This window comes from Paenibacillus odorifer (genome assembly GCF_000758725.1).
GTDB classification, from domain to species: domain Bacteria; phylum Bacillota; class Bacilli; order Paenibacillales; family Paenibacillaceae; genus Paenibacillus_AQ; species Paenibacillus_AQ odorifer.
The window spans coordinates 2172187-2184513 of the sequence record NZ_CP009428.1; the positions used below are offsets into that span (position 1 = coordinate 2172187).

Annotated in this window: 11 protein-coding genes; 8 read left to right on the forward strand and 3 right to left on the reverse strand. The window is 44.1% G+C overall.

Annotated features, from left to right (window positions below):
- Nucleotides 1–124: 124 nt before the first annotated feature.
- On the reverse strand, nt 125–826 hold the full coding sequence (locus PODO_RS09125) for a G1 family glutamic endopeptidase (RefSeq protein ID WP_244886450.1): 702 nt from the start codon (nt 824–826) through the stop codon (nt 125–127).
- Nucleotides 827–953: 127 nt separating this feature from the next.
- Here PODO_RS09125 and PODO_RS09130 point away from each other — a divergent pair, with 127 nt between their 5' ends.
- Genes PODO_RS09130 through PODO_RS09140 form a run of 3 tightly spaced genes read left to right on the forward strand, consistent with a single transcriptional unit; the run spans nt 954 to nt 3100 of the window.
- Nucleotides 954–2138 carry an MFS transporter gene (locus PODO_RS09130; protein WP_036678905.1) on the forward strand — a complete coding sequence of 395 codons (1185 nt, stop codon included), beginning with the start codon at nt 954–956 and terminating at the stop codon, nt 2136–2138.
- A 39-nt stretch (nt 2139–2177) separates the two neighbouring features.
- Nucleotides 2178–2705, forward strand: a complete 528-nt coding sequence (locus tag PODO_RS09135; RefSeq protein ID WP_038569667.1) for an acyl-CoA thioesterase — start codon at nt 2178–2180, stop codon at nt 2703–2705.
- Nucleotides 2702–3100, forward strand: coding sequence for an FxsA family protein (locus PODO_RS09140; RefSeq protein ID WP_036678910.1), 399 nt, complete (start codon nt 2702–2704; stop codon nt 3098–3100). The genes PODO_RS09135 and PODO_RS09140 overlap by 4 nt, the downstream gene beginning before the upstream one ends.
- Nucleotides 3101–3189: 89 nt before the next feature.
- Here the strand turns inward: PODO_RS09140 and ytvI are convergent, their stop codons facing one another.
- Nucleotides 3190–4305, reverse strand: coding sequence for a sporulation integral membrane protein YtvI (gene ytvI / locus PODO_RS09145; protein ID WP_038569669.1), 1116 nt, complete (start codon nt 4303–4305; stop codon nt 3190–3192).
- Nucleotides 4306–4702: 397 nt separating this feature from the next.
- Between ytvI and citZ the strand changes: the two genes are divergently transcribed.
- The 4 genes from citZ (at nt 4703) to PODO_RS09165 (ending at nt 8834) form a co-directional block, all read left to right on the forward strand.
- Complete coding sequence (citZ, locus tag PODO_RS09150) at nt 4703–5815, forward strand: citrate synthase (RefSeq protein ID WP_038569670.1); 1113 nt, start codon at nt 4703–4705, stop codon at nt 5813–5815.
- A 147-nt stretch (nt 5816–5962) separates the two neighbouring features.
- Complete coding sequence (icd, locus tag PODO_RS09155; RefSeq protein ID WP_038569672.1) at nt 5963–7258, forward strand: NADP-dependent isocitrate dehydrogenase; 1296 nt, start codon at nt 5963–5965, stop codon at nt 7256–7258.
- A 78-nt stretch (nt 7259–7336) separates the two neighbouring features.
- Entirely contained in the window at nt 7337–8278 is a 942-nt protein-coding gene (gene mdh, locus PODO_RS09160; RefSeq protein WP_038569673.1) for a malate dehydrogenase, read from the forward strand.
- Nucleotides 8279–8405: 127 nt separating this feature from the next.
- A complete protein-coding gene (locus PODO_RS09165; RefSeq protein ID WP_036678923.1) occupies nt 8406–8834 on the forward strand; it encodes a hypothetical protein in 429 nt (142 codons plus the stop codon).
- A gap of 76 nt (nt 8835–8910) precedes the next feature.
- Here PODO_RS09165 and PODO_RS09170 read toward each other — a convergent pair whose 3' ends face one another.
- Nucleotides 8911–9780 (reverse strand): AraC family transcriptional regulator, encoded by an 870-nt coding sequence (locus tag PODO_RS09170; RefSeq protein WP_038569675.1) that lies wholly within the window; start codon nt 9778–9780, stop codon nt 8911–8913.
- Nucleotides 9781–10089: 309 nt separating this feature from the next.
- On the opposite strand from PODO_RS09170, the gene PODO_RS09175 reads away from it, so the two are divergent.
- On the forward strand, nt 10090–12156 hold the full coding sequence (locus PODO_RS09175) for a GDSL-type esterase/lipase family protein (protein ID WP_244886451.1): 2067 nt from the start codon (nt 10090–10092) through the stop codon (nt 12154–12156).
- Nucleotides 12157–12327 lie beyond the last annotated feature (171 nt).

Below are 12327 nucleotides of genomic sequence, written 5' to 3' on the forward strand. Positions count from 1 at the left end.
CTGTAGTGTAAATCTACAAGCGAGGCAGCCCTTTTTTCGTGTTTATCAACATATTCGATTGAAGATTATGTTAAATCCATTTATGCTGTTAGTAACAAATCTTGAATGACAGGTTCGAGAATTTTTATTTGGGGTATGTTCGTTTGACAGTAAAAGAATCCCCACGATGGTTTGGACAAGAAGGAACGGCGATAGTAGCGTTATTTTGCACCATGATTCCTCCCATATTTAGGGTAAGCCTCGGACTTTTGCCATTAATTCGACAGCAATAGAAGCAAGTAGGGGAGACGCGCGCCAGCTTTGCGATCGAGCCGTCTACCTCGGGAGCCTCCATAATCCATTCACCAGAGGTTTGTGGTCCGTTGTATCGCTGCAATGTTCGAAAAATCCAATTTCGGCTCAAATTGCGGAGCGTAATCGTCCATTTGTTGCGGCCTACCTTCGTGATGTTAGCTTTTATATGGTCTCCAGGGCTCACTGGAAGGGGAATTACCGTTTCAACATCAGGTAGGATTTCCCACCAAGCGTAATACCGGGCACGGCCATTTACGAATTCATGGCCTGTTCCCGTTTGGATCAGGCTGCTGTTCTTGAAACCGTCGATTCCAATCCAAGCAGAGGAATAGGAAGGTTTAGAGGTTGGTTTTACGGAGGGAACGATCCATTCGCCGGCAATGCGGTTAAAGGTCCCCTTTTTTCCAGTGATTGTATACCCGCTCCAGTTTGTTGAAGACCAGCCGAAGCCGGAGCTTTGAAATTTGTTCGCATTAGATTTGTCTTTTAGACATGGATGATTGACCCGAATAGAATTTTGTTTATCATTCAACTTGTCCACCGCCTTTATAGTACTGCTATATTAAATGCGGTGATTACATAGGAAGTACGGGTGTTCTGCTAAAATATAAGAGAGTGCAATGCTTGATTAAGAAGCTGGAGAGGATTTGTAGCTTAAAATGGAAAAATTATCGAAGCTGCGTGGCTTTTATCTGTTTTTAGGATTGGCCGGTGGTTCATTTGGCTCATATCTAACGCTGCTGCTTGTACACAATGGACTTGATAGCGGGCAAATAGGTATACTAATGGCAACAGGCACGCTAATTGCGATCACGATTCAGCCAATATGGGGAATTGTCTCGGATCGGTATAATCAGACACGTTTGGTACTAATCCTAAGTGTGGCGATACCGGCTTTATTAGCGGTCTTTTACCGTTCGGAATATTTTATAGTGTTACTGCTGGTGTATACCCTCTCAACAATCTTTTCCTCAACACAGGCGCCTATAGCCGATTCTTACGCGATTTCAGCGGCGAAGAGGGCTGGGGCTACTTATGGTAGTATAAGGCTTATGATGAGCATTGGAGCGGCAGTGGGAGCCTATTTAGGCGGATTGTATGTATCGTCCTTCTCTGTATCCACGATATGGCTGCCCTTTCTTATGTTTAATCTAATTGCGGTTCTTATTGCATTGACGCTGCCAAAGCAGGCAGAAGAGAATCATATGATGCGGCAATCGTTTTCTCAGGGGGTTAAAAAGCTGCTGGGGAATCGGGTGTTCCTAGCGTTTTTGGGTGGCAGTTTTCTTGTGAACCAGACGATGACTGCTTTTGGAACCTACTTCGTTATCGCGTTTCAGTCGGTTGGAGGTTCAACTCGTTATGCAGGAATTGCGCTTTTTCTCGCATCTGTAACGAACGTGCCCTCCATGCTGTTTGCTTCCAAGGTAATCAAAAAGCTGGGTCGCGAGCGGACGCTGCTCCTTGGTGCACTTATTTATGTCTTGCGGTGGGGCATTCAGGTGGCATTCCCTTATCCATCCGTAATGATTGGAGTGCAGGTACTGCATGGTCTGTCATTCGGGTTCTTTTATATTGCTGCCGTTGAATATGTATCTCAGATCACCTCTAACGAGATGCAGGCGACTGGGCAAAGTGTTTTTAATATGGTGTTCTCGGGTTTTGCCGGTGTTGTTGGCAATTTATTAAATGGATTCTTGCTCAATCAAGGCGGTGTAGAAGTGATGAACCTGTCTTGTATGTTGAGTTCAATCGCAGGAGCGATGCTGCTATTTTATGTCGCCAGAAGCTCCCGAAGCAAACTATCAACGACAAAGCTATCTTCAGACGGGGCCAGGGCATAAAGCTCTCCCTGCTGCCTATGCCGAAAGGAGTATTTATAAATGGAATTACAGCAAGACGGCTTGCGAAGCCGGTGGTATGAATCGACCCTGCGTGTTCGATACCAGGAAAGTGATCAGATGGGCGTTGTGTATCATGCGAATTATTTGAACTGGTTTGAGTCTGGCCGTACGGAGTTGTTACGTCAGCTTGGCTTTACTTATCGTGAGCTTGAGAATCAGGGAGTGCTGCTTCCTGTTACCTCAGCCGATTTGCAATTTAAAAGTCCGGCGCGATATGATGATCTTATCTCCGTGTATGCGCGAATGACTACCTTTTCGGCGTTAAGAGTCGCATTTGAGTATCAGGTGCGGAGGCTCTCGGAAGCAGAAGGTAGGAATTTAGAGGGTTCAGCGGCTACTTTGGGACAATTGCGGTCGATGGACCTCCCCGGGGAACTGCTGGTTACCGGCTCGACAAATCATGTTTGGGTGAATCGAGAATGGAAGCCTGCCAGGCTGGATAGAGCCCTTCCGGAGCTGTTTCACGCGATTAAAGGAGCGCTGCGGGAAGAAAGGGGTTCTGTATGATTAGAAGCAAATGGTTGTGGGCTGCATTATTTATCATTCCTGCCGTGGAATTATTCGGCTTTATCTTTGTAGCAGATCAGCTTGGAGCATTCAAAACGCTGCTGCTTATGTTGACCACCTCGGTTATTGGTTTATTGATGATGCGTTTCGAAGGGAATAAGGTGCTGCAAGACAGCAGAACACATATGCAGGAGGGACGCGTTCCTGGCCGGACGATGCTGGATGGCCTATGCATTTTTTTCGGGGGCTTACTGCTGATCTTACCTGGTTTCGTAACGGATATTGTAGGTTTCTCCTTGGTGTTTCCGTTGACTCGGCCTTTGTATCGTATATTTTTGCTGAAGTGGATTGAGAAAAAGATGAAAAACGGCACCTTCACTTTTTACCGCCGCTAGTTATAATCAAAACAAAAACAGAGCGGATCCCGGTCATTGATAGGGATCCGCTCTGTTTTGCTATTCTAGGAATTGTAGGGTATTGTTTATTATCTTAGTCTTCCGCTGACAATATAGCTGTGTAACGCGTGAAATACACCTGCTCGGTTAAAGGCTACAAGGATAACTAGAATAACGGGACCGATGATCAGCCCAAGCATGCCGAACAGCTGCAAACCTGCAAACATACCGACCAGCATAGCAAGGGGATCAAGCCCAATGCTGCTGGCGAGCACTTTCGGCTCAAGCACTTGGCGGGTTATAAGGATAACGGCATATAGGATAGTAAGTCCGATCCCCAGTGCCAGATTGTCTGTCATGTAAGAGTATAAAGCCCAGGGAATCATTACGATTCCAACCCCTAAATAAGGCAGCAGATCCACAAAACCAATCATTAAGCCAATAGCGAAAGCAGATTTTACACCCAAGAGCAGCAACCCGGTCACGACAATGACCGCTGTAATCGAGATGAGGATTAGCTGAGCCCGGAGATAGCCGAAGAGAGCTTTTCGCAGATCCCGCCAGATATCCGATACAGGCTTTAAGAACGGTGCTGGCAGCCAGCTTGTGAGTTTGGCATTATGTCTTTCCCAGCTAGTACTAATAAAAAAGGCAGCGAGAACGACCACGATAAGAATTGTACCCATACTGGGTAGAGCAGAGATCAGCTTTAAGATCACATTAAAAAATCCGGTCACCACTTGCGTAACTGCGTAACCAACTGTTTCCGTTGTTCTGCTGATATTGCTGTCAATGGTGGCGTGATAGTCAGGATTGTCGCGGTAGAACTGATTTATCTGGTTAATGATATTCTGTATGCTTGCATTCTGGCTCAAAGACAGCAGAAGCTCTCTCCATTGGTCCGTATGAAGATTAAAGGTCTGCAGCAATACGATCAATTCTTTCACTAGCCTTGTAATCATCGCGGTCAGTACTAGTGCGGTTCCGCCTATGTAAAATAGCAGCGAGAGCGACACTGCGAGCCACGCTGGGAGCTTAAGACCTTTAAGAATCAACACTAGTGGATGCATGATATAAGCGAGCAACCAAGCGAGCAGGAGGGGGTATAACAGCGGAAGCAATAAATAGATTGCCAGCAGGAGGATAGAGGTAGCCAGAACGACCCACAGGCCGCGCAGCAGTCTTTTTAATGCTAATCGGTCCATACGAAGATCTACACCTCCTTCATTCCTGCTGATGCAGGGGAATAAAAGCTCGTCTTCATATATATTCATAGAACGTATTTAAAGACTAGGAAACGGGATAAATATTGGGCTGAACCGGATGCTATAAACTAAAATCCCAACTGTGAATCAAGGGTTTAGAAGTTTTTTTCTATCTCTGTGATAAAATCATTTGATGCGCTGCAAAGCTTCCACATTGTTCACATAACCGACAAAATCCAGTATGATGAATAAAGATTCGATTACGAAAGTCAGACAACATCCTCGCCGGATATGTCCTTGAACTGCACTTATTAGATTTTTCAATGCTTTAAATTGGAAATGTTTTCATGAAACCGAGAATGCTTTTTATACCTTGTTGGCAAAGGAGAGATATGCTATGACAGCTACCAAAGGCTTGGAAGGTATCGTTGCAACAACTTCATCCATTAGCTCTATTGTGGATGGGGTACTCACTTACCGTGGTTATGATATTGATGATCTCGCAGAAAATGCTACCTTCGAAGAAACCGCTTATTTATTGTGGTTTGGCAGTCTACCAACAACACCAGAGCTGGAAGCGCTCAAACGGGATTTCAGTGCTTTCGCACGGATTCCTGAGCCAGTTATCGAGCAAATGAAGCTCTATCCAAAAGACACCAACACCATGGCAGCATTGCGGACTGCTGTATCAAGCCTTGCTCTCTATGATGAAGCGGCTGACGATATGAGTAGAGAAGCTAACGAGATTAAAGCAGTAAAACTACAGGCACAGCTCCCGACGGTTGTGGCAGCCCTATCGCGTATTCGCAAAGGTCTGGAACCTGTGGCTCCTAAAGAAGGCGTCTCGATTGCCGAGAACTTCCTGTATATGCTATGGGGAAAAGAGCCTGACAGTGTATCTGTTAAAGCGCTTGATACCGCACTTGTGCTTCATGCGGACCATGAGCTGAATGCTTCAACTTTTGCAGGCCGGGTTACGGTTGCAACCTTGTCCGATATTTATTCAGGCGTAACCTCTGCTATCGGTGCACTCAAGGGTCCACTTCACGGTGGGGCGAATGAAGCCGTTATGAAGATGCTTGAAGAGATCGGAAGTTTGGAAGCGGTTGAACCTTATATTCATAAGAAGCTGGATAACCGTGAGAAGATCATGGGCTTCGGCCATAGAGTATACAAGAATGGTGATCCACGTGCTAAACATCTGATGAAAATGTCACTTGAACTTGGCACAATGAAGAATGATACTACGCTGTATGATATGTCCGTAAATATCGAGGAATTGATTACCGGACAAAAGGGACTTAAACCAAATGTTGATTTCTATTCGGCATCAGTTTATACACAGCTGGGTATTGAACGTGAGCTGTTCACTCCTATCTTTGCAATTAGCCGGACTTCAGGCTGGACTGCGCATATTCTGGAGCAATATACAGATAACCGTATTATCCGGCCACGTGCAGAATACACAGGTATGATTGAACAGAAATACGTTCCAGTAGACGAAAGATAGAAGGGCAGCCTTGCAGGCTGCTCCTAAAGTTTAGTAGAATGAACCCTAGAATATATGCAATAATGCATATTCATACGTAGAGAGTTTTGTTCGAGGCTTGTCCATGAGAAATTAAATCCCACAAAACTTTAGGAGGAATACACTCAAATGTTGAAACTAGAAAAATTCGATCTGCCAACAGAAGGCGAACAAATCACAATTAAAGATGGTAAACTGCAGGTTCCTAATCATCCAATCATTCCTTTTATCGAGGGTGACGGCACAGGCCGTGATATTTGGAAGGCTTCCAAACGCGTACTTGATGCAGCAGTAACTAAAGCTTATGGCGGCACAAAGCAAATCGCTTGGTACGAAGTTTTTGCTGGCGAAAAAGCCTTCAATACATATGGCGAATGGCTGCCAAATGATACATTGGAGGCAATCCGTGAATATTTTGTAGCTATTAAAGGTCCGCTTACGACTCCAATCGGAGGCGGTATTCGTTCATTGAACGTAGCTTTGCGTCAAGAGTTGGATTTGTACGTATGTCTGCGTCCAGTTCGTTATTTCGAAGGGGTTCCTTCTCCTGTTAAACGTCCTGAGCTGGTGGATATGGTTATTTTCCGTGAGAATACGGAGGATATTTATGCAGGGATTGAATATCAAGAAGGTTCTGCTGAAGTGAAGAAAGTCATCGAATTCCTGCAAAAAGAGATGGGAGTTAACAAAATCCGTTTCCCTGAAACTTCTGGTATTGGTATCAAACCAGTATCCTCCGAAGGTTCGAAACGTTTGGTGCGCGCTGCGATTGAATATGCGATCAAACACGGACGCAAGAGCGTAACGCTTGTGCACAAAGGAAACATCATGAAGTTCACTGAAGGTGCCTTCAAAAACTGGGGTTATGAAGTTGCTGAGCAAGAGTTCGGAGGTAAGGTCTTCACTTGGAATCAATATGATGTGATTAAAGAACGTGAAGGTGAAGCTGCTGCCAATGCTGCTCAGAAGGATGCTGAAGCTGCAGGCAAAATCATCATCAAGGATGCCATTGCGGATATCGCATTGCAACAAGTTCTGACTCGTCCGACTGATTTTGATGTTATTGCTACCTTGAACCTGAACGGGGACTACCTGTCTGACGCGCTTGCTGCGCAAATCGGCGGTATCGGTATCGCTCCTGGAGCGAACATTAACTATATTTCTGGACATGCGATTTTTGAAGCCACTCATGGCACCGCACCTAAATATGCGGACAAAGATGTTGTGAACCCTGGTTCCGTGATTCTGTCCGGTGTAATGTTGCTGGAGCATCTGGGCTGGCAGGAAGCAGCAGATCTGATTTATAAAGGTATGGAAACAGCTATTAATAACAAGACCGTGACTTATGACTTTGCCCGCCTGATGGAAGGCGCAACTGAACTGAAATGCTCTGCATTTGCCGACGAGATTATTAATCACCTCTAAGAGACTGGCTCAACCAACTGAATATATTGAAGTTTAGCTAATACAAGCTATACCGACACCGTTCTAGGAGGAGAATCCTTGGCAATCAAACGTTATAAAATTACAGTTGTAGGTGCCGGTTTTACTGGTGCTACTACAGCTCTTATGCTTGCTCAAAAGGAGCTTGGTGACGTTGTGCTGCTTGATATCCCACAAATGGAGAACACTACCAAGGGGAAGGCACTAGATATGCTGGAAGCAGGTCCTGTACAGAAATTTGACAGTCAAATTACAGGAACCTCAAGCTATGAAGATGCTGCGGATTCAGATATTGTAATCATCACTGCAGGGATTGCCCGTAAACCTGGAATGAGTCGCGATGATCTCGTGAACACCAATGCAGGTATTGTGAAGTCGGTATGCGAGAACATAAAACGTGTAGCACCAGATTCCATTGTAATCATTCTGAGCAATCCAGTTGACGCTATGACCTATGCAGCATTTAATGCGCTGGGTTTTCCGAAGAGTCGCGTAATTGGACAATCCGGAGTGCTGGATACAGCCCGCTATAACACGTTTATTGCACAAGAGCTGAAGGTATCCGTTGAAGATGTACGTGGTTTCGTATTAGGCGGACATGGCGACGATATGGTACCCCTTGTAAGGTATTCCAGTGTCGGTGGCATTCCAATTGATACATTGATATCTGCGGAGCGTATTGATGAGATTGTGCAACGTACACGTGTGGGTGGCGGAGAGATTGTTAACCTCTTAGGAAATGGTAGTGCTTATTATGCACCAGCGGCTTCTTTAGTTCAGATGGCGGAAGCTATCTTGAAGGACAAAAAACGGATCATTCCGGTTATCGCCTTGCTCGAAGGAGAATATGGCTATGATAACCTGTTCATGGGTGTTCCGGCGTTACTTGGTGCCAATGGTATCGAGAAGATTTTTGAACTGGAGCTTACAGCTGAGGAAAAAGCGGCTTTGGATAAGTCTGCTGAGTCCGTGCGTAGCGTAACAGCTGTAATAACTGTATAGATTGTGACAGAGGTATGAAGAAACCCCCATTTTGTTTACTTAAAATGGGGGTTTCCTTTTCTTCTTAAGCAATAATGGGTATAATTAAATGTAACTATTATCACAGTTAAATCGGAGGAGATATGTTATGGATTGGAACGTTTTGTTTTTCTTACATATGATCGGAACCTTGGCACTTGGCTTCTACCTTGTGCTACCCTTCATTCTAGGACGTGCAGAGAAACTGTCGTCTGGGGCGAAAGAAGGAACTTTAAGTGCCGTAACCGGATTTAATCGTTTTGCGCAGTATGGATTGGTGATCCAACTCCTTACAGGCGGTTATATGATGACCAAAGGTGATTATTCAGTAGCGTGGATGATTATTGTTGTTGTGTTACTGCTAGCGATGTTTGCGCTTGGCGGTATTATGAGCAAGCCTTTGCGTCTTGCAGCAGCTGGAATTCGTGAGAACCGCGACGTTAGCGCAGAGACTGGCAAATTGCGCACACTTAGTGCACTGCTTACGGTGTCATTGCTATTGATGGTATTCTTCATGGTGTTTAACGACATAGTTTAACTTACAGCGAATTATACCCGCCTCCGTAATGGAGAGCGGGTTTTTCGTATGTTCCGGTGATTTATCTTCATAAACGTTAATCCCTGATAGGATTAGTATAAGATTTCGGCCGGTAGTTTAAGGGAGAAACACCCGTCCATCGCTTGAATTGTCGGCTGAAGTGGCTCTGGGAAGCAAACCCGAGTTGTTCAGAAATCATCTGTATTTTTAAATCGGTATGAAGCAGTAAATGTTTTGACTTCTTTAATCTTAGGTTAGTTATGTACTGCCTAGGAGATATCTTATACACCTTTGTAAACAACTTATGGCACTGCACCCGACTTAAGCAAAGCTGCTCAGCAATCAAATTAACCGTGAGCTCCGGTAAATGAATATTGGCTGCAATATATTTTTCGATCTGATGAGCAGTTTCCACCTCGTACAAAGAGTTTGCTTGTCTCGCTGTGTTGGAATTCTCTGAATTCGAGAGCTGTACATCAATGAGTTCAGTCAAAATCATCAGAATGATCGCTTGCAAACGAAGCCTTTCTTTTACAAGGATCATTTCTTCAATTTCCTCGGGAAATCCAGTGGATGCCGTCCTGGCGAGAATATTGTTCTTAATAAATTCATCCAAATGTTCCAACTGGTGATTTAATCCCGAACGCTGCATTTGTTGGTTATTCCATTTCTGTACAGCCTGAGATTGAAACCATTCACGAAACTTTAAATCGTCAATATCGAAATGAAAGGAGAGGTAGATATAGTTGCTCAGGCCTGAATTAACTACATAATGACGTAAGCCAGGCGGAATGATTAACCAATCCCCTTTACCAAAGGCGATGGAGCTTCCTTCTACATATTGATGGGAGTTGCCATCGTAGCAATACAATAGTTCGAAGATTTTGTGATGATGATCAGGGTATGCCCACCCAGATTCTGCTACACGATAATGAACACCGATCAACTGCAGTGTACTTATAATGTTCGGAAAGCTGACTTTGTAAGCGATAGGAGTTCTCCTCCTTAGGATCAATAGGGATGTTCTTAATTATATCAAGGATACCTATACATATGACCGTTTTGCAGTGTGAGCCGTTGATCAATTCCAAGTTTTACGTTACAAAAGGTCAAAAAAAAGAATGAAATCATCATTTGAATCACTTTAGAGAAAAGGGATAATGGAGGAACCTAGGTAAGTACTTCGAGAAACGGAAGGAAGTGTAATGAAGTGAGAAAGCTGTGTAGGGATATACTAATCTTATCTTCTTTACTTATGGCTTCATTGACTCTTACTCACGGTATAACAGAGGCAGCCCTTATTAAAGATGGGGTAGAGGGGCAACCTCCAATCCAAATTGCAAACGCATACAAGCTCAATTTTACAAACCAAGTTAAAACAGGGTATCAATCCGTTAGGTATGATCCTAATCGCGGTGCGCAATTGTATGACTCATCATTAGGTTATGGTTTTGTCCAAGAGACCAACGCTTTACCCGCTAGAGAAGTGCATACCGATTCAATTACATCCGATGGAACAGGTTTTTTCATCACAGAATCTTATTTTTTTGCTGAACCTAAATCTGAAAAGGATAATTATAATAACTACGGCATGGCGTTTCGAATGGATGCTTCCCCTGGAACCTACAACGTATATGTAAAAACGACTTCTGACGCAGAGGATGGGATCGTGTCAGTATCAGGAATGCAGACCAGCCGCTTGTTGAAAAGTGGACATTGGGACGCGGCAAAGCTTGTACCCGTCAAGCATACGGCTGTAGCCAAAGGGAAAGAGTGGACTTATACGTATGTAAACGGCCGTGACCATATAGATATTGAGATTGAACCGAACAAAGTGAACACAGCTGTGGGGATTGAGGAGATCATACTGGAACCGATTTTGCCACAGCATAGAGCAGCTGGAGCTCTTCCGAATTTATTTATACTTGGAGATTCCACGGTCAAGTCCTACACCTTCGACGAAGCGCCAATGAGTGGTTGGGGCCAGATTATTGGCAGTATGTTTAATCAACATAAAGTGAGTGTAACTAACTATTCCATGGGAGGACGCTCGTTTAAAAATGCCTATACAGAAGGTCGACTTAACGACATTTTACTGAGTGGCAGCATTGGGGATTATGTGTTTATTCAATTCGGACACAATGATGAGAGTGCAGATGAGTTCAGACGTTACGGCAGAGGTTCGACTGAGGCAATGTATGAAAACTACCTTAAAGAAGTTTATCTCCCTGCGATCCAAGCCCGGGGCATGATACCGGTACTGGTAACGCCAATGTCCAGAATTAAAGGGAATGCAAGTCCGGGATATATCTATGAGAATTCTTTTAAATCAAGAAAGTTTGTAGATATTCTTAAACGGGTTGCAGATGAATCTGGAGTTACACTTATTGACCTTAACTCGGAAAGTCTGAAATATTATAACGAGATCGGAGTAGAAGCGATAACAGCCCTCTTCATGTCAATTGAAGCCGGAGAAACGCCAGGCAAAACAAATGACGGAAGTTACGCTAACGGGCATCCTTCAAAGAAAATCGATGGGACTCATTTTAAAGAAGCGCTCGCCAAACAATTTTCGCGGATGATTGTTACGGAGCTTGTAGAGAAAGGTGCTACTGGCGATTCTACTGCTGCCTCCATTACTGCTTATCTTAAAGGGAACGTTAAGCATGCGGCACTAACAGGCAACTGGGATAAGGTTTTTCCGGAAATAACTAATGATACGACGACCGGGGAAGCTGCTTATTACCGCAATCAAATTGAAAAATTAATCCAGCTGGGAGTAATGGGCAAAGACCGTCAAGGGAATTTTAAGCCAGATACGGAGATGACAGTTGCTGAATTCACACGCAGTATTTCTAAGTTAATGAAAGTGGAAAGATCAGATCTTGCCTATTATCCGAAAGGTAAGCTGTCACGTGAAACGATGGGTGCTATTCTCTATGATGTTTACCAAGTAAAGTTTGCTAATAAACCTAAGTACATGACTGATTATAACGGCACAGCAGTAGTGCCAGGAGATCCTGGTTATGATTTCAATCTGGATCCAGGAGCTAGAGGAGCGATGTACTATCCACTTGTATCCTGGCAGCAGCTGGTTGATACGGCGGACATTTCTCCCTTTTTAATTTCAAAAGTGAAAAGTGCTTATGAATTAGGGCTTATTAGATCTGAAGTGGGGATTGCTAGAGGTCAAATGGTCAATGGGACAGAACTAGAACCTAAAGCCATAGTGACCCGGGAGAAAGCAGCTAAGGCTCTTTATTTTATGTGGGTACTGGAACATGAAGTGAATGCAGAAAATCATGTTTCTTCTTTGAAATAGTTAGGGTGAACAATTCAAGGCACAGCAGCGGTGCTGTGCCTTTTTGTATGCAGTGAAGTCCTCTCCACTTACAGCAGTTTACATCCACGGTTGTTTATTTCTACTTGCATTGTGGTAAGTAAGATTCGTAAAGCGATTTAAGAAAATGACAAACCCAGCGTATAAACGTGC